Annotated in this window: 20 protein-coding genes; 2 read left to right on the top strand and 18 right to left on the bottom strand. The window is 40.4% G+C overall.

What is annotated here, in order from left to right; translation table 11 throughout:
- Positions 1–102 precede the first annotated feature (102 nt).
- Entirely contained in the window at positions 103–1,086 is a 984-nt protein-coding gene (trhO, locus tag NQ540_RS02400) for an oxygen-dependent tRNA uridine(34) hydroxylase TrhO (RefSeq protein WP_005607217.1), read from the top strand.
- 285 nt (positions 1,087–1,371) lie between these two features.
- Here trhO and glf read toward each other — a convergent pair whose 3' ends face one another.
- The 13 genes from glf to NQ540_RS02335 all read right to left on the bottom strand — a co-directional run bounded on the left by glf (position 1,372) and on the right by NQ540_RS02335 (position 15,898).
- Positions 1,372–2,481, bottom strand: a complete 1,110-nt coding sequence (glf, locus tag NQ540_RS02395) for a UDP-galactopyranose mutase (RefSeq protein WP_005607219.1) — start codon at positions 2,479–2,481, stop codon at positions 1,372–1,374.
- 149 nt (positions 2,482–2,630) lie between these two features.
- Complete coding sequence (locus NQ540_RS02390; protein WP_005607221.1) at positions 2,631–3,647, bottom strand: glycosyltransferase family 2 protein; 1,017 nt, start codon at positions 3,645–3,647, stop codon at positions 2,631–2,633.
- 139 nt (positions 3,648–3,786) lie between these two features.
- Positions 3,787–5,235 (bottom strand): APC family permease, encoded by a 1,449-nt coding sequence (locus NQ540_RS02385; RefSeq protein ID WP_005607223.1) that lies wholly within the window; start codon positions 5,233–5,235, stop codon positions 3,787–3,789.
- 28 nt (positions 5,236–5,263) lie between these two features.
- A complete protein-coding gene (locus tag NQ540_RS02380; protein WP_039849199.1) occupies positions 5,264–6,682 on the bottom strand; it encodes a C69 family dipeptidase in 1,419 nt (472 codons plus the stop codon).
- 155 nt (positions 6,683–6,837) lie between these two features.
- Complete coding sequence (locus tag NQ540_RS02375; protein ID WP_005607227.1) at positions 6,838–7,089, bottom strand: hypothetical protein; 252 nt, start codon at positions 7,087–7,089, stop codon at positions 6,838–6,840.
- An 11-nt stretch (positions 7,090–7,100) separates the two neighbouring features.
- Positions 7,101–7,460 carry a YbaN family protein gene (locus tag NQ540_RS02370; protein ID WP_005607229.1) on the bottom strand — a complete coding sequence of 120 codons (360 nt, stop codon included), beginning with the start codon at positions 7,458–7,460 and terminating at the stop codon, positions 7,101–7,103.
- A 9-nt stretch (positions 7,461–7,469) separates the two neighbouring features.
- Complete coding sequence (locus tag NQ540_RS02365) at positions 7,470–7,748, bottom strand: hypothetical protein (protein WP_039849200.1); 279 nt, start codon at positions 7,746–7,748, stop codon at positions 7,470–7,472.
- Between the two features lie 164 nt (positions 7,749–7,912).
- Entirely contained in the window at positions 7,913–9,091 is a 1,179-nt protein-coding gene (locus NQ540_RS02360; protein ID WP_005607233.1) for a pyridoxal phosphate-dependent aminotransferase, read from the bottom strand.
- Positions 9,088–9,582: an Lrp/AsnC family transcriptional regulator gene (locus NQ540_RS02355; RefSeq protein WP_005607235.1), complete on the bottom strand. Its 495-nt coding sequence runs from the start codon at positions 9,580–9,582 to the stop codon at positions 9,088–9,090. Before NQ540_RS02355 ends, NQ540_RS02360 begins: the two co-directional genes overlap by 4 nt.
- A gap of 152 nt (positions 9,583–9,734) precedes the next feature.
- Positions 9,735–10,742, bottom strand: a complete 1,008-nt coding sequence (gene plsX / locus NQ540_RS02350; protein WP_005607237.1) for a phosphate acyltransferase PlsX — start codon at positions 10,740–10,742, stop codon at positions 9,735–9,737.
- A 36-nt stretch (positions 10,743–10,778) separates the two neighbouring features.
- Positions 10,779–12,830, bottom strand: coding sequence for an ATP-dependent DNA helicase RecG (gene recG, locus NQ540_RS02345; RefSeq protein ID WP_005607239.1), 2,052 nt, complete (start codon positions 12,828–12,830; stop codon positions 10,779–10,781).
- Positions 12,831–13,812: 982 nt separating this feature from the next.
- The gene (locus NQ540_RS02340; RefSeq protein WP_005607244.1) at positions 13,813–15,498 is read right to left on the bottom strand and encodes a DAK2 domain-containing protein; all 1,686 of its coding nucleotides are present in this window, start codon (positions 15,496–15,498) and stop codon (positions 13,813–13,815) included.
- A 37-nt stretch (positions 15,499–15,535) separates the two neighbouring features.
- Positions 15,536–15,898: an Asp23/Gls24 family envelope stress response protein gene (locus NQ540_RS02335; protein ID WP_039849201.1), complete on the bottom strand. Its 363-nt coding sequence runs from the start codon at positions 15,896–15,898 to the stop codon at positions 15,536–15,538.
- A 247-nt stretch (positions 15,899–16,145) separates the two neighbouring features.
- Here NQ540_RS02335 and rpmB point away from each other — a divergent pair, with 247 nt between their 5' ends.
- Complete coding sequence (gene rpmB / locus NQ540_RS02330) at positions 16,146–16,334, top strand: 50S ribosomal protein L28 (protein ID WP_006703478.1); 189 nt, start codon at positions 16,146–16,148, stop codon at positions 16,332–16,334.
- A gap of 927 nt (positions 16,335–17,261) precedes the next feature.
- On the opposite strand, the gene NQ540_RS02325 is transcribed toward rpmB, so the two are convergent.
- From NQ540_RS02325 to NQ540_RS02305, 5 genes are all read right to left on the bottom strand, one after another.
- Positions 17,262–17,651 (bottom strand): bleomycin resistance protein, encoded by a 390-nt coding sequence (locus tag NQ540_RS02325; protein WP_005607249.1) that lies wholly within the window; start codon positions 17,649–17,651, stop codon positions 17,262–17,264.
- A 106-nt stretch (positions 17,652–17,757) separates the two neighbouring features.
- On the bottom strand, positions 17,758–18,429 hold the full coding sequence (locus NQ540_RS02320) for a thiamine diphosphokinase (RefSeq protein ID WP_005607250.1): 672 nt from the start codon (positions 18,427–18,429) through the stop codon (positions 17,758–17,760).
- Positions 18,430–18,440: 11 nt separating this feature from the next.
- On the bottom strand, positions 18,441–19,085 hold the full coding sequence (gene rpe, locus NQ540_RS02315; protein ID WP_039849202.1) for a ribulose-phosphate 3-epimerase: 645 nt from the start codon (positions 19,083–19,085) through the stop codon (positions 18,441–18,443).
- Between the two features lie 16 nt (positions 19,086–19,101).
- Positions 19,102–19,992: a ribosome small subunit-dependent GTPase A gene (gene rsgA, locus NQ540_RS02310; protein WP_005607254.1), complete on the bottom strand. Its 891-nt coding sequence runs from the start codon at positions 19,990–19,992 to the stop codon at positions 19,102–19,104.
- A gap of 139 nt (positions 19,993–20,131) precedes the next feature.
- Positions 20,132–24,541 (bottom strand): GbpC/Spa domain-containing protein, encoded by a 4,410-nt coding sequence (locus NQ540_RS02305; protein WP_259912598.1) that lies wholly within the window; start codon positions 24,539–24,541, stop codon positions 20,132–20,134.
- Positions 24,542–24,892: the final 351 nt, after the last annotated feature.

Below are 24,892 nucleotides of genomic sequence, written 5' to 3'. Positions count from 1 at the left end.
AATACCTTTCGAAGATTTTCACAATCGAATTCATTGATAATGGTTCTCAATACGGTTACAATAGAACCATTACAAACTAGAAAAGGATGAAAGAACTACAATATGGCAAAAGATATTCGTGTTTTACTTTATTATAAATACGTTCCCATCGAGAATGCGGAACAATTCGCTGCAGATCATTTAGCATTTTGCAAATCAATCGGATTAAAAGGACGTATCCTTGTCGCTGACGAAGGAATCAACGGGACTGTTTCTGGTGATTATGAAACTACTCAAAAATATATGGACTATGTTCACTCTCTTCCTGGCATGGAAGACTTATGGTTTAAAATCGACGAAGAAAACGAGCAAGCCTTCAAGAAGATGTTCGTTCGTTACAAAAAAGAAATCGTACACCTTGGTTTAGAGGACAACGACTTCGATAACGATATTAACCCATTAGAAACAACAGGTGCTTACCTTTCTCCAAAAGAATTCAAGGAAGCACTCCTTGACGAAAACACTGTTGTACTAGACACTCGTAACGACTACGAATACGACCTAGGTCACTTCCGCGGTGCAATCCGTCCTGACATTCGCAACTTCCGTGAATTACCACAATGGGTTCGCGATAACAAAGAGAAATTCATGGACAAACGTGTCGTTGTTTACTGTACAGGTGGAGTTCGCTGTGAGAAATTCTCTGGCTGGATGGTTCGTGAAGGCTACAAAGATGTTGGTCAATTACACGGTGGTATCGCAACTTACGGAAAAGACCCAGAAGTTCAAGGCGAATTATGGGATGGAAAAATGTATGTATTCGATGAGCGTATCGCTGTTGACATCAACCACGTAGACCCAGTGGTTATCGGGAAAGACTGGTTCGATGGTTCACCTTGCGAACGTTACGTAAACTGTGGTAACCCAGAATGTAACCGTCGTATCTTAGCTTCAGAAGAAAACGAAGACAAATACTTACGTGGTTGCTGCCATGAATGCCGTGTTCACCCACGCAACCGCTATGTACAAGAGCACAACCTATCACTAGAAGAAGTCGTTGCTCGCTTAGAAGCTATCGGCGAAGAACTAGATACAGTAAATGCTTAATTTGATTAAAATCGAAAAACATTTTTGGTTTGATTGATTGTGTATGGATTCCAAAGAATCTTGCGGATTTCATAGCCACAATAATGGGGAATCGTACTAAAGATGAATTAAAGGGCGTAGGGATTTATTCCTTACGCCCTTTTTGAAGCTTTAGAGGTGAGAGACTATAGGCTCGAACCGGTACCCCGTTATTGTAGTTATGATAAAATTCGCTAGGATTCGAAGGAATCAAATAACCATCACAACACAAAAACACCCTATATTTCATATAGGGTGTTTCTTCATTTACTCAAATTCATGTTTCACTGTTTCTAGTGCAGCGGCGATGACTTGATGCATATCGTAATAACGATACTGTCCAAGTCGTCCACCGAAGATGACTTGTGGAACCGTCTGTGCTAATTTTTTATACTGCGCATATAAGTCGTTGTTAACTTGATTATTCACTGGGTAATAAGGCTCGTCGCCCACCTTCCAATCGGCAGGATACTCACGCGTAATCACCGTTTTTGGCTGAGTCCCAAACTCGAAATGCTTATGCTCGATAATACGAGTGTATGGCGTTTCGCGGTCTGTATAGTTTACTACCGCATTTCCTTGGTAGTTTTCCACGTCCACGACTTCTGTTTCAAATCGCAATGAACGATATTCCAGCGTTCCAAGTTCATAATCAAAGAACTCGTCAATCATTCCCGTGAAGACGATTTTAGCACCACTATTTAAGTACTCGTCTTTTTTCGCGAAGAAATCAACATTCAACTCGACTTCGATATTCTCATGGTCCAGCATGGCTTCAATCATCTTCGTATAACCACCAATTGGAATCCCTTGATACGTATCGTTAAAGTAGTTGTTATCGTAAGTGTAGCGAACCGGCAGGCGGCGGATGATAAACGCTGGTAATTCTGTAGCCGAACGTCCCCACTGTTTCTCCGTGTATCCCTTAATGAGCTTGTAGTAAATATCTTCCCCAACAAGAGAAATCGCCTGCTCTTCTAAGTTTTCAGGCTCTTTGTCCCCCAAAACTGCACGCTGCTCAGCGATTTTCGCTTCGGCTTCTTGTGGCGTCACGACACCCCATAATTTATTAAAGGTATTCATATTAAAGGGCAAGTTGTAGATTTCTCCGTTGAAGTTGGCAACGGGTGTATTCGTATAGCGATTAAATGTCGCAAACTGATGCACGTAATCCCAAATCTTCTTGTCGCTCGTGTGGAAAATATGCGCACCGTATTCATGCACTTGAATGCCTTCCACTTCTTTTGTATAAATATTCCCCGCAATATGGTTTCTTTTCTCAATCACTTTTACTTTATAACCGCGTGTCGCTGCTTCATGCGCAAAAGTTGCTCCGAATAGTCCAGCCCCCACAACGATATAATCAAATGGTTTCATGTCGTTTCCCCATTTCTTGTTTAATCTTGTTTATTATACCATGGACGCAGGTTGCGTACCAAAATGATAAGGCGCTCTTCACGCAATTACCAAATATGGTAATGAACTAAAAAAACTACCAGACAAGAGCCTGGTAATAAAACGGATCTTTAGTTAAATCCGAAGAAACGTTGTGTCACTGTATAAATTCCATTCGAAAGTACTTGTACAGGTTTGTTCTTCGCCATTGTAATTCTACTTAGCACTGCTTGGCTAATCAGATGGAAGACTTCTGGATTTGCTTCCTTCAAATCCGACAGCAAAGCTTTCTTCTTCTCTTGATGCTCAAGTAGTCCACCCTTATTGAGTAGCGCACAAGAAATTACGGTTGTAATCTCTAAGTGATTTAATAAATATTTTTTCAAAACGGTCGGAAATTGCCATTCACTATGGTAGTTCGCCATCAGTAACTCGTTTACTCGAATTTGTTGGTCAATACGGCTAATCATCACTTTTTCATTAACTGATTGATCTTCACGACCGATAAAGTAACGGTAAAAATCTACATTCATATAGTATAATTTTTTGCTATATTGCAGTGGGACGAAAACAAATAAATTATCTACGTAGAAAGTATGCTCTGGCAACTGAAGTCCTGATTTACGAAGTAAGTTCATATTGTAAATGAGGGAGTGCATCATCATATATTTCCCACGACGAAGTGGCTTCGCATCATCCCAAGTAAACACTTGATTTTCAGGAAAGGCTGAAGTGTAGCGCATAATTTTCTTCGTTTTCGCGCCTTCTTTTTCGTAAACAAAGTTCGTAATGAACACATCTACTTCTTCCCCATTTTTTTCGAAGCGTCGTAATTGTTCTAAGATTTTTAGATAAGCACGCACATCTACCCAGTCGTCACTATCGACCACTTTAAAGTACTTCCCTGTTGCATTCGCCATCCCCGTATTCACGGCTCCACCATGTCCTTTATTCTCTTGATGAATCGCTCGGATAATCGTTGGATAAGCTGCGGCATATTGGTCAGCGATGCGAGCAGTGTCGTCTTTAGAACCATCGTTAATGATTAAAATTTCAACCTCTTCACCACCAGCAAGGAGCGTTTGGATAGAATAATGCATATATTCTTGAGAGTTGTAGCAAGGGACTGCAACGGTTAATAATTTCATGAGTTGTTCCTCTCGTTTCCAGTAAATTTATCTTCATTACTATACCATTTTTCTGTAAAATTGTCAGTTTGATACCCTATTACATTTTAAAAAAATAAAGCCCCCCTTTTCCAGAAGGAGGACTTTCTAAAACTCATTTTTATGCTTGTTGTTTTTGTTCTCTTCGTGCAATCCATGGAAGGACGAGTCCGAGTCCAAGAAGCGCAAATGGCATAATGATATTTGAAATTAAGACAAACCACCATTCAGATGGATTTTGCGCATAGTCCACTTGTGGCACCATTCCGAGAATACATGCAAATGCGGTGAAGGCAAAGCCCCAGAGTCCCATTAAGAATCCGAGTGTCTTATTGCTAATGTATTTATATTCGGCATTTTTATATCTGTCCCAATGACGATACAAGAACATAAAGGCGACAAATACCCACAAGAAGCACATTGGGGATACGATGGCGTTCAAGTTTGTCATCCATACTACGACTGTATCAATTTCCTTAAGCCCTAGTGCTGGCATGACAATTAATGCCCCTGTTAAAATTCCTGTAAGTAAGTATCCATTCTTTAATGTTCCGTTCTTTGTGCGTGTTCGAAGCCAGCGAGGAACATATTCTTTGTCAGCACTACCAAGGAAGATTTGAAGCGGCGCATCAATGGAGAGGGCTAGTGTAGCTGTTTGTCCGATAAATTGCGTCAATGCGTAAATCGTAACAAGAACATTCCCAATATTCCAATGCTTTCCAAGTACCGCAAACGCTTGGTAGGCCCCATTTCTCATTAAGTCCTGAGGAATATTGTTGCTATCGAAAATCATTCCCATCGCAAAGGATCCAAAGACCGCACAAATCCCCACCATGACCGCCATCGCAATCATTCCTTTTGGAAATTCCTTCGTTGGATTTTTTACCTTACGAACATAAGGAGACATAGACTCCGCTCCACCGACTGAGAAAACAAGAAGCGCAATCGTTGTAAAATAGGCGAAATCAAATTTTGGAATATACGTTTCAAGCTTATCCATATTCGCAGTCGCTAGTTGTAAATCCGGTTTAATGAGTGGAACACCCACGGCTAATAGGATGAACAAAATAGACATGACAAACATCGCACTCCCCGCAACTGTTCCTAAGAATTTCAATACCCGAATTCCTTTCGTTGAAACATAAAGAATGAAAAGAAAGAATGCTAGGCAGACCGCAACGAGTAGCGGAATCGGAAGTTCATCCACAATTCCTGAGTGTCCTTGGAATACCCAACCAAGCGCAATCAAAATCGTCTGCGGTTTTTGTGCTAAATACGGAATTTGAACCACCCAAAACGTCCATGCAGCAAAATACGCGAGTTTCTTCGTAGACGTATGTTTAATCCAGTCACTCACTCCTCCTTCGCTATCTTGGAAAGTCGAACCGAGCTGTCCAACCATCAATGAATACGGGATAAAGTAAATCACTAAAATAATCAACCACGATGTAATGACCACAATCCCTTGTTGGGCGAAGTTATTGACAACGTTCCCGAGCCCCCATACAAAATTAAATGCAATGAGAGCTATCATCAGCCAACTCAGTTGTTTTTCATTTTTTTCTTCCATGTTCTAACCTCCTAAACCCAACCTGCCATTAATCACTCACTGAATAGTGGTTGACCATTAAATTACTTGCACGAAGCAATACTTTATCGAGTAATGCAGCTGTCTTCTCTTCGATATAATCACTCATTTGTTGATTTTCCGCTTCGAAGTCGACTACTTCTCCTTTTTCAAGACGAGCATCTACTTGGGCAATCATGGCTTCTCCACGAGATAATGTATTCTTTTGATAACTTTCAATATCCGCTTGATGTTCCAAGTAATGCGCATCCGCAAGTCCTGCAATTAATCGGCTTGACCAGTAGAAGGAATCCGTTGAAACCTTCGCTGTAGTGTTGGCAAAGTACGCTGGAGTTGTTTCCACTTGCGTAAAGAAAGGAACGGCCGTCGTAAAAGGCATTGACCCATAAGAGACCCATTGAATCCCTGTTGTATCATGAGGACGATTTGGACGAATTTGTAGAATCGCCGTTTGACTCGTACGATTAATTCCTACCGTACGGAAACGACGATTGCTCTTCCCATCGCCTAAATTTCCATAAGGATCATAAGGAGTCATTTGGAAATGCGTACTCATCGATTCTTTCACATCTTCGACCGTAATTTTGCGATAAGGAACACGTGCCCATGGAATTTCGAAGCTTGTTGGAGATTGTTCCGCTTCAGGGTTAAACATGCGTTGAATATCCCAAGCACGAGGCGTGTTATAGAGACGGTCTTTATCTCGTTGTGAACCAAATGCATAACGTGGATTGAATGATTCCCCGTCAAAATTCAAATTGAGGTGGTGACGAATCATAAAGTCTTTCAAATCAGGGTCACACATAAAGTTTTCTTTATCCTCAAAATCAAAGAAGTCACTGCCGAGTTGGTTTGGATTTACGACATACGCATCATCGGGTACGCGGCGTGCCATCCAGTGATGTCCCCCGATGGATTCTAACCACCAAATTTCATTCACATCAGAAATCGCAATCCCGTTTGACTCGTATGTTCCTGCTGTTTCAAGGAAGTATCCAAGACGTTCGACCCCTTCGCGCGCCGTTTGAATATAAGGCAACACTAGAGTGAAGATGTCTTCTTCCCCAATCCCTGTTTCCACCAGCGGATCAGCCCCTAACACACGCGGATTCGTCGAAATCGTCTCTGTCGCACTGACAGCAACATTATAGGCGTTGATCCCAGCAGCTCCCCAAATCCCTTCATTATTGATGGCGTTTGGCATGGCTGTATAGCGAACTGGATTGTCCGGTAAGTCTGTTTCAAAGCCTGAAATCACTGCTTTATAGTGACGTGGTTGGTCTTCTGGACGAACGACAATGAATTTTTTTGGAGTAAACTCTCCATTACATGAATCTTCCGTACGGGCTACAAGCGTGGAACCGTCATAGCTAGCTTTCTTTCCAACAAGAATGGTTGTACAGGAATCATGTTCTTGGTCAAATCTCATAACAATTACCTCCATTTACTTTATTTCTACACTTAAATTATAGCCCTATTCGCACTTTTTCTCAAAGGGCTCCTCTCTATTTTTTTACTTAATTTCTTCCTAATGATAGGTAAAAAAAAGAACCTAGCGTAAACTAGATTCTTTTGGTTCTCATATTATTGTTTTCGTTTTCGATAAACCCATTCTGCGATGATAATTGTCGCTGCAATCACCCATAAAATGAGCACTGTTGTGAGAGCATACTGAATATTAAAATAAATAGCCGCAATGCATAAAATTAGCACTACTGCAATCACATAGCGTAAATTAAAAGGCGCTACTCGTTGCACATACCACCAGACAAAATCTTCATTTTCATTTCTTGTTACTTTATAATCTTCTATTAACGCCTTAAACTTCTCAACCATCTGAATCCCTCCTACTTTTTATCCGGAATCACCCAAAATAGATAGTAAGTAATAAACACTGTTAGTGCGGCTAGGCCAATTTTCACCCAAATAATTGGAGCAAAGTAAATAGAAATAGCCATTAAAATATAGATATAAATAATAATTTTCTTTTTACGACTACGCGCAATTGACTTCGTCTCACGGTAATCTGCGACATAAAGCTGGTATAACTTAGTTTTTTGAAACCATTCTTCAAAGCGCCTTGAACTCTTTGAGAAACAAAATACGGTTAACAAAAGAAAGGGAGTTGTTGGAAGTACCGGAAGGACAATTCCTAATAACCCTATTGCTAATGAAACCCAGGCTATCACAAAATAAATAATTCTCATTGGATTGTTCTATTCCTCCTTAGCTAATTGTGTCATTCTTCGTTGGATACAAAACTCGAGTACTTTAGTGAGTACATAGAGAACTCCAGCAAAATAGAAGAAATAAACAAAGTAACTCACGGAGACATTAACGGCTAGAAGAAAGGTCGCTACTAGCACAATCACCCAAAAAAACTTCAAGACGAACATCCATTTTTGCTTTTTCATCCATTGTTTGTCCGTTAATGTATGATCGCCTTTATCGAGTGCAATTATGGTATCAATAAACTTTGTAAAACGTTCTTTCAAGCGTTGTCTCCTTTCCTTTAAGTAAGCATAGTGTAGCATAGGATCTTTCTTTTATCAATTAAATTTTAATCATATTTTAATCAAAATTAAAAATACAACTACGCCTCTTAGGGAATCGATTTAAACGACTCCAAAAGTGGTGTAGTTGTAGTTTATTTTAATCTCTATTTTTCATTTCTTAACTTCGTAATGAAGTGCTCGATGCGATCTAACGCTGTCTTCAAATCTTCAATCGAATATGCATAAGAAATCCGTAGGAAGCCTTCACCAGATTCCCCAAAAGCGGTTCCTGGCACAACGGCTAAACGTTCTTCTTCTACCAAGCGCATAGCAAATTCTTCTGAACTTAATCCAAATTGAGAAATGTTTGGGAAGATGTAGAAAGCTCCAAATGGCTCAAAGCAAGGAATCCCTAAGTCTTTAAAACGTTTCACCAAGTAACGGCGACGTTGGTTGTAGCTTTCGCGCATCTCAACAATGTCCTCTTCAGAATTACGAAGCGCATCCACACCCGCATATTGGCTAAGCGTTGGCGCAGACATAATCGCAAATTGGTGAATTTTGTACATTTGTTCCATGATAGGCGCTGGAGCTAAGGCATACCCAAGTCTCCATCCCGTCATCGCAAATGCTTTTGAGAATCCTCCGATTAAAATTGTACGGTCACGCATACCCTCAATTTCCACAACGGAAACGTGAGGTTTTCCTGTGTATGTTAATTCTCCATATAACTCGTCTGAGACAACGATAATATCATGACGTTTTAACACATCGCAAACCGCTTCTAAATCTTCACGTTCCATAATTGCCCCGGTTGGGTTATTTGGGAAGTTCATTAGAATCGCTTTTGTCTTCGGTGTAATCACTGCTTCTAAATCTTCAGGTGTTAAACGGAATTGATTTTCCTCTTTTAACGGAAGAATCACAGGAGTTCCGTCGGCCATTGTAACCGCTGGGACATAAGAAACATAACCCGGGTCACAAATAATCACTTCATCCCCTGGGTTTAAAAGCACACGCATTGAAATATCAACGGCTTCACTTCCCCCAACAGTGATGACACATTCATGCATTGGATCATATTTTACTCCATGACGACCTTCTGTAAAAATACATACTTCTTCACGAAGCTCTTTTAACCCTGCATTGGCTGTATAGAATGTACGGCCTTCTTGCAACGCTTTAATCGCTTCTTGACGAATATGCCAAGGCGTATCAAAATCAGGCTCTCCAACCCCTAGGGAAACAATATCCTTGTATTCACTCGCCATATCAAAGAAACGACGAATTCCTGAAGGTTTCAAGTCCTTAATTTTATTATTTAACATATTTTCTAAATTCATGGAGTAACCACCTGACGTTTATCATCTGCTTTACCGACAAACATAGTGCCGTGATCTTTGTATTGTTTTAATACAACATGTGTTTTAGTAGATTGTACTTCTTCAATCACTGAAAGACGTGAAGATACGAAGTTTGCGATTTCACGCATTGGCGCTTTCTTTAATTGCACCATGAAATCATATCCGCCTGACATTAAGTACACAGCTTCTACTTCTGGGAAATGATAGATTTTTTCTGCAATACGGTCGAATCCTTTCCCTTTTTGAGGATTTACTTTTAATTCGATAATCGCTGAAACATTGACATTATCAGTTTTTTCCCAGTTGATTAATGTATGGTAGCCACAAATAACTTTAGCTTCTTCCATCTCTTTAATACGGCGTGTGACTTCTTCCACATCCATTTCTAATAGAGAGGCAATTTCTTCTGGAGTTAAACGACTATTTTTCTCAATTAATTTTAAAATTTGCTCGTTCACTTCTTTGAACATAGACTTTCCTCCTTCAGTTGCATTTGCAACATTTTGTACTTTCCCATTGTACCCTTTTTTTGTGAGAATTCCTAAGATTTTATTGCAGTTTTATGAAATTTATAATTTTCTATAAAAAAGCTCTCTTCCAATCAGAAAGAGAGCTTCATTCATTATTCCGCTGTTTGTTCAAAGTGAGCTACTAAGTCGTTGATTACTCCACTGGATACAATTGTATCGATTTGTTTCATCGCATGGTACACGCTATCTGCTTTTGAAGAACCGTGAGATTTCACGACTGCTCCCTTAAGACCAAAGAGCACCGCACCACCGAATTGTGAGTAGTCCAATGTATTCTTTAATCCGTAGAACGTATTCTTGAGTAAGAGCGCTCCAAGTTTTCCTTGGATACCTTGCCCTTTGATACCTTCTTTTAGAAGTTCCATCATCGCAAGCGCTGTTCCTTCGATTGTTTTCAATACGGCGTTTCCTGTAAATCCGTCTGTCACCACGACATCCGCAGCACCTGTTAAGATGTCACGAGCTTCCACGTTGCCGATGAAGTTTAAGCTATCATCTTCTTTCAAGAGTCCGTAAACTTCTTTTGCGAGTTCGTTCCCTTTTCCTTCTTCAGCTCCATTATTTAATAAGCCGACTGTTGGGTTTTCGTAACCAAGAACGTATTTTGAATAGTAGCTACCAAGAATACCGAATTGGTGAACATTCTTTGGTTTACATTCCGCGTTCGCACCTACGTCCATCATAATAAATTGACGGTTGTCTTTTCCAAGAACAGGCAACACTGGCATCAGTCCTGGACGGTCGATTCCTTTAATACGGCCAACCACTAATAAACCAGCCGTTAGAAGAGCCCCTGTATTTCCGCAAGAGAAGAGCGCATCTGCTTCTCCTTCTTTGACTGCTTTAGCTGCAACGACCATTGAAGCATCTTTCTTCGAACGAATCGCCTTAACCGGTTCGTCATCAGAGTTGATTTTTTCTGAACAGTGAATCACGCGAATATTTGGAAGTGATTCTTCCAAGCAGGCGTTCACTTTTGCTTCGTCTCCATATAATTGAAACTCGACTGTTGGCATTTCCTTTGCTGCAAGGACGACCCCTTGGACGATTTCTTTAGGAGCGTTATCTCCACCCATCGCGTCAATTGCAATTCTTACCATTGTTGTTCCTCCTCTTCTAGCCACGTGGCCCTGAAGTTATCCATTGATTTCTTTCGTTGTTTGTTCGATAAATGTCTTCATGCGTTTTGTCTCGGTTTTTTCTCCTGCTGGATCTTCCGAGGCATAAAGGATCGCATCTTTACGTGCTTGTTCTAGTATATCATAATCTCGTATTAAATCGGCAATCTTAAAGTCTGGAATACCGGACTGTTTCACGCCAAATACATCCCCAGAACCGCGTAGTTCCAAGTCTTTTTGACTGAGATAAAATCCATCTGTCGACTCGCACATAATGCGCATTCGCTCTTTCCCATTTTCAGTTTTTGGACTCGCCACTAGAATACACGTTGAGGCATGTTGGCCACGACCCACACGTCCACGCAATTGATGGAGCTGGGCTAAACCAAATCGGTCCGCATCCAGAATGACCATCACTGTAGCATTTGGTACATCCACTCCAACTTCGATGACCGTTGTGGAGACGAGCACTTGTAGGTTGTTGGCTTTGAAGTCCGCCATCACGACTTCTTTTTCGTCAGCTGGCATTTTCCCGTGTAAGAGTCCCACTTTGACGCGGTCTGAGAAATGCGCTGAAATCATGCGGTAAATCTCTTCAGCATTTTGCACATCAAGATGTTCCGACTCTTCGATTAAAGGCGAAATCATATAGGCTTGGCGCCCTTTTTGAATTTGTCGATCCACGAAGTCAAAAATTTGTTCCATTTCCTGCTCACGAACCCAAGTCGTCTTGATTGGCTGACGACCACGAGGAATCTCCCCAAGGATGGACGTATCCATTTCTCCAAAAGCCGTAATCGCAAGCGTTCTGGGAATTGGTGTCGCCGTCATTTGAAGCACATTCACGCCAGCTCCTTTTCCAGCTAGCGCCTGACGTTGCTGCACCCCGAAGCGATGTTGTTCGTCGATCACGACAAAAGCTAAGTCTTTAAAGTTCACATCTTGTTGGAACAAGGCATGAGTCCCGATAACGAGGTTTGCCTCACCACTCTCAATCGTTGCGAGTAACTCTTTTCGTTTCTTCTGCGAACGATTCATACTTCCGGTTAACAACACTGCTTTCAAAGATGTCCCTTGAAGGAGTTTTTCAATCGTCAGCATATGTTGTTCTGCCAATATTTCTGTAGGAACCATAAGGGCTGCTTGCTTGCCTGTCAGAGCCGTTGCGACCATGGCAATCGTCGCCACAATCGTCTTCCCGCTCCCTACATCCCCTTGCAAGAGACGATTCATCTCATAAGGCGCACGCAGGTCAAAGCAAATCTCATTCACGACTTTCTTTTGCCCATCGGTGAGTTCAAACGGTAGCGTCTGAATAAACGCCTTCAGTGCGGCATTATCATACAGTACCGCTTGCCCTTTTGTTTGCTGATGGCGCTTCTGACGCATCCATTGCAAGCGCAGTTGATATAAGAAGAGCTCCTGGTAGACGAGTTGGTATTGCGCACTCTGTCTTTCCAGTTCATCTTTTGGAAAATGCATTGCCCGTACAGCATCTCTATGCCCCATCAGATGGTGCGACGCCGTCAACTCCCCTGGTAGTACTTCTGGAATTTTATCTTCAAAACGATCCATCGCCGTTTGAACAAGTTTCAATATCGTCGCCTGCTTTAGCGATTTATTCGTGCGATAAACCGCCTCTACTTGGTCTCCTTCTTCATCCTCCACATTTCGGTTCGATAAGATTTTCATCCCCATCAAGGTAGAACGCTTTGCATCCCATTTCCCGTAGATAGCAATCTCTTCGCCTTGAACCACTTTATCTTTTAAATACGGTTGATTAAAGAACGCAACTTGGATGACTTGCTGGTCAATCGCCATGCGAAACGCTAACCGATTCTTCTTGAAGCCGTAGTAGCTGACAACCGGTTGCGTCGCTACTAGCCCTTTTAACGTGACTTTCTCTTGGTCCATGATGGTATTTACATCACGAATTTGAATATCTTCATAACGAAACGGAAAATGCGTTAACAGGTCATAAACTGTTTCGATTCCAAGCTCGGCTAATGGCTCTAATCGTTTTGGTCCAACGCCTGGCAAGACTTGCACACTTTGAAAGACTTCATTCATCCAATCACATCCTTTCTACTTTAATAAGTGTAATTCAAGTCCCGTTTAATCGTCAAGGGGAAGGAAAATGAGGGAGGAGTTAAGAAATTGTGCTAAATATTCCTTTCATCCTTTCGGATATCTTCATATTCGCGTGAATAGCTGTACCGGAAGGAGCCTACTGTCTCCTTTCCTCTCGAGCCTCAAACTGATACTAGGAAATTTTTCCAAGTATCAGTAATTCGCATCGAGTACGCTCGCTATTCATGCGAATATAGAATCCGAAAGGCTTTCCGGGAATATTTCAAGGCACTTCTCTTCTTCATTTTCCTTTCTCTCTCCTTGACTGTTACAGTGCAGGGAGTTTGGATGTGCTTTCCACAAAGTGCAGTCTTCCCAGTCTACATCGAGTAAAGCCCAAAAGAATCTTCGCTCCTTCAACTTTCCTTCCTCCCTCCTTGACCGATACAGTGCAGTGATTTTATATGTGCGTCCAACCAAATACAGAGCTTGCCCTTGCAGCACTACGATTCTTGAGGAGCACTCACTCAGTTCGTTATTTCCCATTCCGAGGCGAGTGAAGACTCAGACGCAAGCGAAATTTAGAAAGCACTCTCTATCAAAGCGAAATACCCTGATGTGAGCACGAAACCCAACCAGTACACTTACTTATTAATCGGCGAAGAAGCGAAAGACGGAGAAACTTACGGATTCTATCGAAATGGAAACTGCGCATGAAAAGCACACACCCTTCGCAGTCCCGGCCACCATATACATTTACTTATGTAAAAAAGAGTACAAAAATATCCTTACCGGATTCTATAGTCATCATCATAGCGACTAGTATTCGATGCGAATTACAGATGCTTAGAATTTATTTCTTAGCATCTGTTTGAGGCTCGAAAGGGACAAGACCAAGGCTTGTCCCGTTACAGCTTTAATGATGACTATAGAGTATATCCGGAAGGATATTTGTACTCTTTTTACTGTCTTTTACTCCTTATTATTCCACAGATAATAAGTAAGTGTATACTGGTTGATTTCCTTCATGGACTTCAACCTCTACATCAGGGTATTTCGCTTCAACAGCTTCCGTGATTTCTTCCACTTCGCTTGCGTCTGCATCTTCACCATAGATGATTGTTAGGATCTCTGAATCGTCGTTAATCATCTTATCAATCGTCGCAAGAGTTGCTTCCTTACGGTCCGCAATACTTACTAAAATCTTACCATCTACAATCCCCATGAAGTCGTCTTTTTTAATTTCAACGCCATCAATGTTTGTATCGCGAACAGCATTTGTGATTTGACCACTTGATACAAGAGCCATTTGTTCGCTCATTGCAGCTTGGTTATCCTCTAAGCTTGCCTCTGGGTTGAACGCTAATAATGAAGCTAACCCTTCTGAAATGGTACGAGTTGCAACAACAGCAACGGCAGCATCTTCAGATACTTCAGCCGCTTGGTTTGCAGCCATTTGAATGTTTTTGTTGTTTGGTAATACGATGACTTTTTCAGCATGTGCTTCTTTTACGGCTTGAAGAATATCTTCCGTACTTGGGTTCATTGTTTGACCACCGTTGATAATTGTCGTTACACCCATGCTCTTGAATAATTCTTGAACACCTTCACCTGCAGCAACCGCTACGATTCCGTATTCTGCTTTTTGTTTTTGCGCTGCTTCTTTTACTTTTGCAGTGTAGTCCGTTTTTAACACTTCTTCGTGTTGGAGACGCATGTTGTCTACTTTCACTTTCATTAATGAACCAAAGCGTTGTCCGTAGTTCATTACTTCACCTGGGCGCTCTGTATGCACGTGTACTTTGATGATTTCATCGTCTGCTACTACTAATAGAGAATCTCCAAGTTCGTTTAAGTAGTTACGGAAAGTATCGTAGTCGAAAGTATCTACGACTGTTTCACCTTCACCGATTTTCACCATGATTTCAGTACAGTAACCGAATTTGATGTCGCCTGTTGATACATGTTCGTAGTCAACGCCTGCTTCGTGGTGAGCCACTGAAGTCAAATCGATTTTATTGCTTTGTAATGATTGAACTGGAACGGCTTCCCCTGTTAATGCTTCGAAGAATCCATTGTAAATAAATACTAGACCTTGACCACCTGAATCCACTACGCCTACTTCTTTTAATACTGGTAGTAAATCTGGAGTTTTTGCTAAAGATTTTTCAGCTCCACGTAATACTGATCCCATTACTTCGATGATGTCGTTTGAAGTTTCTAGTTTGCGAACACCACGTTTTGCAGATTCACGAGCAACAGTAAGGATGGTTCCTTCAACAGGTTTCATAACGGCTTTATACGCTGTTTCCACACCGTTTGTAAATGCTTGGGCTAATTCTTCACCAGTGATGACATCTTTCCCCACAACCGCTTTAGAGAATCCACGGAATAATTGAGATAAGATAACTCCTGAGTTCCCACGAGCACCCATTAATAATCCTTTTGCTAAATCTTGCGCTAAATCCCCTACAGTTGTTGCTGTAGAGTTTGCAACACGTTCCGCACCAGATTTGAATGAGAGCATCATGTTTGTCCCTGTGTCTCCATCTGGAACTGGGAATACGTTTAATGAGTTTACAAATTCTGCATTTTCAGATAAACGCATTTCACCAATTTCCACCATTGCGCGGAAATCTTGAGCCGTAATAGTTTTCATAGTTGCCATATTTTTCTTACTTCCTCCTGACTAGAATCAACAAGCATTACGCTTCGATGATTTTAACTCCTTGAACATATACATTCACTGTGTTCGCAGAGAATCCTAACATTGTTTCTAAGTTGTATTTCACTTGTTCTTGTACGTTTCTACAAATTGCAGAAATCTTAGTACCGTATCCAACAATAATGTAAACATCAACCGCAACACCTTCATCTTCTTGACGGATTACTACACCACGAGAAAAGTTTTCTTTCTTCAAGATATCATTTAAGTTGTCACGAATTTGATTGCGGCTGGCCATCCCCACGACCCCATAGTTGTCTGTTGCAGCTCCACCAACAACCGTCGCAATGACTTCATTGCTCAGTTCAATTTGTCCATTTTCTGTTTGAATTTTTACTGTCATACGAATACCTCCCATTGAATGTATAAAGGTTTCTGCCTATTTTTAGACAGATTGACACATTATTTCTATACTATAATATCACATTCCTACACGATTACCTAGCTTTTTATCAATTTTTAAAAAGGGGTAAATCTCTATAACCGACTCACTTGCAATCTTACTTCAACTATGCTAAATTATTTAAGTATATGATTTAGTTCAAAATTATATCAGCTGATAATGAATTAAATAAAGGAGGAGAATGAAAATGGCTAAAGTATGTTATTTCACTGGACGTCGTTCTGAAACAGGTAACACTCGTTCTCACGCTATGAACGCTAACCGCCGTACTTGGAAACCAAACTTACAAAAAGTTCGTGTTTTAATCGACGGCAAACCTAAAAAAGTATGGGTTTCAACTCGTGCATTAAAATCAGGTAAAGTAGAACGTGTTTAATACAGAGCACTATTAAAAAGAGCTTAGGCGATATCCCTAAGCTCTTTTTGTTTATCTAAAAATAAATAAGCCGAAGGCTTAAAACAATAGTTTATGAATACTAGTCGCATTCCAAGCTGCTTGACGTTTTGGATAGCGGACATCATTGTAATGGTACCGGCAGGAGCCTAAAGTCTCCTTGCCTACCAAGCTTCAAACCAAGGCTAAGCGACCAGTCGCTAAGCCTTGGTAATTCACATTGGTTACTTCTCCATTACAATGACCGCTATCCGCCTCAAGCAACTTTTCATGCTTTATCATTGAACCTCAATTGTTTTAAGCCCCTCTTTTATAAAAAGAGCTTGGGAATCGCCTCAGTTTTATCTGCTTTAAACAGGGGCTCCTTTACCTGAGTTTAATATCTGGAAACCAAGGGACCATGGGTGGTGCTTTTCATGAGTTTAGAGGAATGTGCTTTTTTTGATTTATTTTTCAAAAAATTGGAGTTTGTGAAAAGGTTATAAGATAGAGGTTTGAAGCAGTCTCAAAGGAAAGAAATCTATTTTCATTATTTGTAAGTTTATCCATCTGTTGAGGTTTTATCCGCTAAAAAAAGCTTAGAGATAAGGATGATAGAGGTTCTATTATTAAAAAATAACGGTGAACGAAAAAATTCCGAAATTCACTTATAAGTGAATTTCGGAATTTCAACTAACTTTGTGAAAAAACATCGCACGAAAAGAATCATATCATTCATTTTTGGGTAAAGCATTTTGACAAACTAAGCGAAGAATATGGCCTTAATGGCTTTCAAATTTAAAATTAAGTCTCAAACTTAATGTGAATGGATTGCAATATAAATTGAAAATAGGCATGAAAAAAGACGATAGATTTTTGATTTTTCTATCGTCTTTGTGTTTTGTATTTAATTAGACAAACTGGTATTTGTTAATTTGTAAATCTCAACAAATACCCATTTGGATCTTGGATTAAAAACTCTATTTGCATTTCTTCTATTCCATTAACTTGATATATGTTTCTAGTTAGTTCTCTGTATAATTCTATATTCAAATTATTCACTAATTTATAAAGCTCTTCAATATCATCAACAGCTATTGAAAAATTTATTCCTCTTCCTAATGGATATACTAGTTCACCTATATTCCAACCATCATCGTGAATTTGTTCAAACATAAACTGACTATCTTGAAATGACATGAAAACAAATTTATCTTCAGTACGTTCATATTCAATTTTAAATCCTAATTCTCTATAAAATTTTTTAGTCCGTTCAATATCAAAAACTGACAATTCAGGAATCATCCTATTAAAATTCATGTTTCCTCCTCGACAAATTATAAATTCCCAGCTCTACAAGCGAAGGATTTAATTATTTTTTCTTTTTTGGTGTAGGTAATTCATCCTAATTGTGCGATGTTTTGTTTTATCTCCAATGATCTCGGGTTTGGGCGACTAGGATAAGTCCTTTTGTAAAGGAGATGGTCATCTTGTTACTTGTAAACTCATTGCTGACAAGTGCCACTGGGTATGCGTAGCTTTTTGAATCGAGGGTGTATTTAACATTTTGTAGAGTTAAATTTTCCACAGGAGTCATACTAATAAAGGAAAGGTACTTCGTAAAGTCCATCTTTTCAATCGTGTACGTGCCTGGCTGAATGAAATTCACGACATTCGTTGCATCCTCGAACACCACATACGGAATCAGCGGTGCTAAATCTGGTCGCATCATCGTCCACAAGGTACTAATTGCGTGGTCCACTCGTCCGCCAAAAGAACCGAGTACATGAATCGGTATACCTTCGTAATGCTCCTTCACCCATAACAAGGCTGCCTCAAAATCCGTATCGTCTTTTTCAGAAGGGAGCTGGACAATAGTACCTGCTGCTTCATGAATCAAGTCGCGCTGTTCTTTTGTGACAGAGTCAAAGTCCCCAATCGCTACTTCCATAGGAAGATGCTGATCTAATAACCGAAGAGCTCCACCATCGACGCCGACAAAGCAGAAGTCTTCATAGGCCTTACTGTATCGGTTTTTTAAGAGTGCCTTGATGTTTTCTTTGGTGTTGGGTCCTCCCAAGACAATCACAACTTCCATCTTCGTCCCTCTTATGCTTCTTTAATTGAATCAATCGCAGCTTTGATATCGTCTGCGTAGTATACATATGAACCGGCAACGGCAACGTCTACTCCTGCTGCAGCGCAAAGTTTCGCTGTTTCACCGTTCACTCCGCCGTCCACTTCGATTAAATAGTGATAGCCTTTTTCTTCGCGCAATGCGACTAATTCGCGTACTTTATCTAATGTTTCTGGAATGAATGATTGTCCGCCGAATCCTGGGTTTACTGTCATCACTAATACTAAGTCTACTTCGCTTAAAACTGCAGAAATGGCACTCACTGGTGTTCCTGGGTTAATCACGACACCAGCTTTTACGCCTTCTGCTTTAATCGCTTGAAGTGCGCGGTGAATATGTGGCGTTGCTTCCACGTGAACAGAGATGTAATCTGCTCCTGCTTTTGCAAATTGTGGAATGAAACGTTCAGGGTTTTGGACCATTAAATGGCAATCTAACACTAAATCTGTTACAGGGCGTAATCCTTCAACAATGTTTGGTCCTAATGTTAGGTTTGGAACGAATTGTCCGTCCATCGCATCAATATGAATCCAGTCTGCTCCTAATTTTTCTACTTTCTTAACGTCTTCTCCTAATGTTGCAAAATTTGCGCTTAAAATGGATGGTGCTACTTTCATGTTCTGTCTCCTCTGACTATTTTTTTCGTTTATATACTGGTTTTCTTTGGTCCAGTTCTTCATAGAAATTCAAATAATGGTCGTATCTCTCTTGCCAAATGTCTCCGGATTCCACTGCGGCAATCACTGAGCAATTTGGTTCATGTTGGTGCGAACACTCTCTGAATTTACATTCATGTTCTACTTCGACAAACTCTGGGAATAAATGTGGTAAGTCTTCCTTCTCAATCCCCATAAAATCAACCGTACTAAATCCCGGTGTATCCGCAATCCATACGCCCTCGATTTCATGAAGCGATACGTGACGGGTCGTATGACGCCCGCGCCCTAACGCGTTTGAGATCTCTCCCGTTTCTTGATTTAATTCCGGAATCATCTCATTAAGAAGCGTTGATTTCCCTACTCCAGATTGTCCAAGAAAAATCACTTTCTGACCTTTCAAAGCTTCTAGAAATGGCGTTTTATCGTTTATCACTTCTTGTCCAAAAAAGACAGGGTATCCGATTTTTTGATAATTTTTTCGGATCTCCTCAAGCTTTTCTAAACCTTGCGCTGTTAACAAATCCGTCTTGGTAACCATGATAATTGGATGCACATGTAATCCTTCAAGGTATACGAGGAAGCGGTCCACTAAATGCGTTGAAAATTCTGGTTCAACCGCAGACATCACAATAATGCCAACGTCGACATTGGCTACAGGTGGTCGGACTATTGTGTTTTTCCGTGGTAAGATTTTCGTGAGCGTTCCCTCTTGAAGATTACTACTTTCAAATTCAACCACGTCTCCTACTAGAGGCGATTGTCCTCTTTTGCGGAAAACTCCACGCGCACGAGTCTGATAAATTATTCCATCGGATTCAATGTAATAAAATCCACTCAGCGCTTTAATAATAACTCCTTGTGACATAAGTGCTCCTTAAAAGTGATTTATTCCTATTATAAAGGTTCTGAACGCTTGTTACAATTGATGTAAAATTTGACCGCCATTTCTCATGGAATAAAAGAACCCCATAAGTTAGAAACGAGTCTAACTTATGGGAATTCTATTAATGATTTGTCTTTTTAGAGCGTTTAAACACGAGTCCAAAAGCAGAAATACCAATTGCCCATCCAAATAAATTGAATACTTGTAAATCTTGGGCACTAGTTCGTGGAAGTTCAGCCTTAGGAACTTCCTCTTCTACTTTGTCTGGATCTTGCGGCAGTGTTAACTTCGGAAGATCATAGCTTGGCGCATCATTTGGCACCTCACCAATCACACCCTCTGGTAACTCTACACTTGGCGCGTCTTTTGGTTTTTCACCTACGACTAATTCGTAGTAGTGGGTTGTAATCCCATCTTCTACTTTAGTTTGTTTCGTAAAGTAGTATTTTTCACCTTGTAAGAAGGTTGGAGCTGGTTTCGTTCCTACGACCGTTTCCGCAATTTCTACTTCTTGATTGTTTTCAACCGTCACGAAACGAGTGATTTTCAACTCTTCCTTACGATTTGGATCTTCTAAAGGCTTCTCCCCTAACACTAAATCATAGTAATGAGTTGTGATGCCATCTTCCGTTTTCGTCTTCTTACTGAAGAAATATTTTTCGCCTTGTAAGAAGGTTGGCGCGGCTTGAGTACCTTCAACGGTTGGAGCTACTTCCACTTCTTGTTCATTTTCAATCGTTACAAAACGCGTCACGGCCTTTTCCTCTTTTTGGTTTGGCTCAACGGCAGGCTTGTCTCCCGTTACTAAATCGTAGTAGTGAGTCGTAATGCCGTCTTCCGTTTTCGTCTGTTTATTGAAGAAATATTTCTCTCCTTGTAAGAACGTTTTCGCAGCTTGTGTGCCTTCGACGGTTGGTGCTACTTCCACTTCTTGTTCATTTTCAATCGTTACAAAACGCGTCACAATTTTTGGAGAAGATTCATTCGGGTCACCATTAGGCTTCTCTCCCGTTACTAAATCATAGTAGTGGGTCGTGATGCCATCTTCCGTCTTTGTCTTCTTACTGAAGAAATATTTTTCGCCTTGTAAGAACGTTGGTGCTGGTTGAGTACTTTCAACAGTTGGCGCTACTTCTATCTCTTGTGAGTCTTGAAGCGTCACAAAGCGCGTCACTGCTTTTTCTTCTTTTTCGTTTGGCTCAACCGCAGGCTTATCACCTGTTACTAAATCGTAATAGTGAGTCGTAATGCCGTCTTCTGTCTTCGTTTGTTTATTGAAATAGTACTTCTCGCCTTGTAAAAATGTTGGCGCAGCTTGTGTTCCTTCGACAGTTGGCGCTACTTCTATCTCTTGTGAGTCTTGAAGCGTCACAAAGCGCGTCACCGCTTTTTCTTCTTTTTGGTTTGGCTCAACGGCTGGTTTATCTCCTGTTACTAAATCATAGTAGTGCGTCGTAATACCGTTTTCCGTCTTCGTCTGTTTATTGAAGTAGTATTTTTCGCCTTGCAAGAACGTTGGAGCTGGTTGAGTTCCTTCAACAGTTGGCGACACTTCGACTTCTTGTTCGTTTTCCAGCGTCACAAAGCGGGTCACCGCTTTTTCTTCTTTTTCGTTTGGCTCAACAGCTGGCTTATCACCGATTACTAAATCGTAGTAGTGAGTCGTAATGCCGTCTTCTGTCTTCGTTTGTTTATTGAAGTAGTACTTCTCACCTTGTAAGAACGTTGGGGCTTCTTGCGTACCTTCGACAGTTGGTGCTACTTCGACTTCTTGTGTGCCTTGAAGCGTCACGAAGCGCGTCACCGTTTTTTCTTCTTTTTGGTTCGGTTCAACTGGAGGTTTATCGCCTGTTACTAAATCATAGTAATGCGTGGTCACCCCAGAAACTGTAGTCGTAATGCCATTATAATGGTATTTTTCTCCTTGTAAGAAGGCTGGCGCTTCGTGGACTCCTTCCAATGTTGGAGAAATTTCTACTTCAGTTCCGTCTTGAACGGTAACAAAACGAGTAGTCTCTCTTTCTGTTGATTGAGTGTAAATTACATGGTATAGAACCGTTTGACTTCCATCACCCACTTCAACACCTTCTCCACCTGCGACTTCAACATTTTTTCCAGTCCATTGTGCTGGAATCTTTTTCTTATAATCTTCCATTAAATTCGCTGACTCAGGCCAGTACGCATTCGTTACCCCATAAAATGGATAGGCTGCTTTCCAACGAGTCGGTTTCCATCCAGATACTCTTGGATGAGGAACTTCTTTTGTCACTAAGCCAACAATCTGACGTTTTTCCCCTACCCGTTCTAATACTCCTTCGCTGTTCGGACGATAATTATAATATTCATACACATCATTACTCTCTTTCGCATTGACTCGCTCTCCGTTTCGAGTAATAAATAACTCCCCATTTTCATGGAAATTTCGGTATAATTCTTCCTGTTCGGCTTTTGTTAATAGTCCATCAAAATAGTAATCAGAGCTAGAATGGTGTTCTAGATCTTCTACTTTTAATTTAGTGTAAGTCTGTACATTACTTGGCGCAATTTCTCGACCTGTATCATCCGCATAAGTGATATGTTGATGGTATTCTGTCTTTTTCAAGACCTTATTAGGAACTTCCGCAATCCATCTTGTTGTTTGTACTTTCGGAACATTAATCAATTCATCGGGATCTGTTTCATCCCCTTCAGGCGTTGGAACATCTAATGTATCGTAGTTTAGATCCATTGAGACGTATTCTCCAGTTTTCCCAAAGGTCGTGCTGAAAGTAAATTGATTCGTTTTGCTTGCGACTGCTACCGTTCCGTAATACTTGGTTCTTCGGCTATTCTGCCATCCGTATTTATCAAGACTATCGCCTGCATAGTGGAAATGAGATCCATTTTCCACATACATATTATCGCCAACTGAATATAATTCATTTCCTTGGCGTGTAATAGAAGACCCTGGAATTGGAACAATTTCATCTTGTTCCCCGATTGTCACAGATTTCTTTTCGTCTATTTGTTCATAATTAAATATTGGAACATAAACGACATGCTCATATCCCTTATCTCTACTAATATGATAATGGCCTTTAACGACTCCTTGAGCATCCGTTTCAGGAATGACTTCTTCTGTTATTTCATCGCCTAAGATTGGTGTATGTGTTTCCGTCCATCCTTGCACTCGGTGGAACGTTACCTTTTGATTTTCGTCTCGACGATAGACGCTCCATTGCGACATATATGCTTGAGAATAATTCATATATTGATCTTCAATTTGATCATTGTATTGAATACGCGCCACTAATCCAGTAGGGGTATAGCTGTCTAAAACTTTACGACTGGTACCGTGCGTTAAATCACTAATCGCATATAAATTACTTCCTGTATTATTTACAATTTCGTGTCCATTTTCATCGTAGTAACGAATCTTCACATTAATCGTTAAAGGCTTATCTGTTGCACGGTCTGCCCCAGCTGTCACACTCAGTTTTCCACCTACATTTTTAATCCAAAGTAACGCTTTTTGCTCTTCGTAAGGGGAGCTAACCAATGTATACTCATGATCCATTCGAGTCACTTGCTTGCGTTCTCCATCAACGGTTAAATACGTACCTTCCAATCCTCGTTCAGAAACGGTGACAGGTTGCCCTTGTTTTAGTACCGCCACTTGTCCATTCGAATGTTCTTCTGGAGCATTTGCCGTTGTTTGCACATTTTTAAAGCTCAATTCGTCTAAACTATTAATATATTTTACAGCTTCTGCAGGATAATATTCTGAAGCGGTCACGATTGTTTTCGCGCCATACTCATATCCTCGAATTACTGTCTGATTTCTAACAGCTTGTCGTAGGTCATTTCCTTCGAATTGGTAACTTTGAAAATCTTCAAAAGCATGCTCATGTTCTTTTGATTCTCGTTCATATTGCAGACGATTTGAAATGCGATTCTTTTTATAATTTTGTAATCTTTCTCGATTATTTTCAATGAAATTTTCAATGATATTAGCTTCATATGAAGATTCTCTCGAAATATCGTCGGAACTGCTGACTACGCGATCGGTATATTCAATTTCAAATCCAGCTTTTTTCGCTTTCTCGATGGCATTATAATAAGCACTCGATAACCCGCTATTTGGAATATCATTCAAAACAAGCCGTTTAGTGGCCCCTTTTACCTCTACATCTCGAGGATCACTTACCCCTACATTTGTATACTCATTGGACTCTGGATATTCCCGGTTATCTTCAGGAATACGCGGAGTATTCGTACGATCTTTCTCCTGGTCTTCAGGACTCACCGGATCGAGATTTGGTCTTACTTGATTTGGTTGATCGTTTATAGATTTGCCCGGTTCTGGTCTGGCAACGGATTCTCTCAATTCCATTTCCGTCGTTTCGCTAGCTGAAGTCGTTGGCGTAACTTGTTCTGAAGGAACTTCATCCGCAGCAACTCCCGGAAGAAGTAGTAGATTTGCCCCAATCATGATTGAAAAAACACCTAGACTGGTTTTTCTAATCGAAAATTTTTCTTTTTTCCCTAACATTTCTTTATAACTTTTCAAGTGATTTCCTCCCATTTCTAAACTATTTTATAAAAATCCCCATCGAATCAATAACCCCTGATTCTCATCCTACCTTTTACGATTCAATCCAGTTCCCCCGTTCCCGAATAAACTATATATGTGATTCATTCACTTTAAGCAAGTGAAACTGTTTTTAAAAAATTCAATGAATCATTACACAAAATAAATTATTTTCACCAAATCTTCAAAAACACTAACAGTCCCATTTTAGTACAAATGCCTTTAAAATAAGAAATACTTTGCTTACAGCATAAAAAGGTTCCATAATTTTTAAGGTTAATGGAACTTTTCCACCCATCTTAAAAAATATAG

The sequence above is a fragment of the Granulicatella adiacens ATCC 49175 genome, assembly GCF_025150565.1.
In the GTDB taxonomy this organism is placed as follows: domain Bacteria; phylum Bacillota; class Bacilli; order Lactobacillales; family Aerococcaceae; genus Granulicatella; species Granulicatella adiacens.
Note: the sequence above shows the minus strand (reverse complement) of the source record. Positions and strands in the feature narration are given on the sequence as shown.

What these genes read in the sequence shown, in the direction of transcription:
- NQ540_RS02375 (WP_005607227.1), bottom strand. Translation starts at nt 7,089, where the DNA reads ATGGTTGAGAAGTTTAAGGCGTTAATAGAAGATTATAAAGTAACAAGA.
- rpmB (WP_006703478.1), top strand. Translation starts at nt 16,146, where the DNA reads ATGGCTAAAGTATGTTATTTCACTGGACGTCGTTCTGAAACAGGTAAC.
- NQ540_RS02305 (WP_259912598.1), bottom strand. Translation starts at nt 24,541, where the DNA reads ATGTTAGGGAAAAAAGAAAAATTTTCGATTAGAAAAACCAGTCTAGGT.
- NQ540_RS02370 (WP_005607229.1), bottom strand. Translation starts at nt 7,460, where the DNA reads ATGAGAATTATTTATTTTGTGATAGCCTGGGTTTCATTAGCAATAGGG.
- rpe (WP_039849202.1), bottom strand. Translation starts at nt 19,085, where the DNA reads ATGAAAGTAGCACCATCCATTTTAAGCGCAAATTTTGCAACATTAGGA.
- NQ540_RS02385 (WP_005607223.1), bottom strand. Translation starts at nt 5,235, where the DNA reads ATGGAAGAAAAAAATGAAAAACAACTGAGTTGGCTGATGATAGCTCTC.
- recG (WP_005607239.1), bottom strand. Translation starts at nt 12,830, where the DNA reads ATGAATGAAGTCTTTCAAAGTGTGCAAGTCTTGCCAGGCGTTGGACCA.
- trhO (WP_005607217.1), top strand. Translation starts at nt 103, where the DNA reads ATGGCAAAAGATATTCGTGTTTTACTTTATTATAAATACGTTCCCATC.
- glf (WP_005607219.1), bottom strand. Translation starts at nt 2,481, where the DNA reads ATGAAACCATTTGATTATATCGTTGTGGGGGCTGGACTATTCGGAGCA.
- rsgA (WP_005607254.1), bottom strand. Translation starts at nt 19,992, where the DNA reads ATGTCACAAGGAGTTATTATTAAAGCGCTGAGTGGATTTTATTACATT.
- NQ540_RS02340 (WP_005607244.1), bottom strand. Translation starts at nt 15,498, where the DNA reads ATGGCAACTATGAAAACTATTACGGCTCAAGATTTCCGCGCAATGGTG.
- NQ540_RS02360 (WP_005607233.1), bottom strand. Translation starts at nt 9,091, where the DNA reads ATGAATTTAGAAAATATGTTAAATAATAAAATTAAGGACTTGAAACCT.
- NQ540_RS02335 (WP_039849201.1), bottom strand. Translation starts at nt 15,898, where the DNA reads ATGACAGTAAAAATTCAAACAGAAAATGGACAAATTGAACTGAGCAAT.
- plsX (WP_005607237.1), bottom strand. Translation starts at nt 10,742, where the DNA reads ATGGTAAGAATTGCAATTGACGCGATGGGTGGAGATAACGCTCCTAAA.
- NQ540_RS02325 (WP_005607249.1), bottom strand. Translation starts at nt 17,651, where the DNA reads ATGAATTTTAATAGGATGATTCCTGAATTGTCAGTTTTTGATATTGAA.
- NQ540_RS02355 (WP_005607235.1), bottom strand. Translation starts at nt 9,582, where the DNA reads ATGTTCAAAGAAGTGAACGAGCAAATTTTAAAATTAATTGAGAAAAAT.
- NQ540_RS02380 (WP_039849199.1), bottom strand. Translation starts at nt 6,682, where the DNA reads ATGAGATTTGACCAAGAACATGATTCCTGTACAACCATTCTTGTTGGA.
- NQ540_RS02390 (WP_005607221.1), bottom strand. Translation starts at nt 3,647, where the DNA reads ATGAAATTATTAACCGTTGCAGTCCCTTGCTACAACTCTCAAGAATAT.
- NQ540_RS02320 (WP_005607250.1), bottom strand. Translation starts at nt 18,429, where the DNA reads ATGGAAGTTGTGATTGTCTTGGGAGGACCCAACACCAAAGAAAACATC.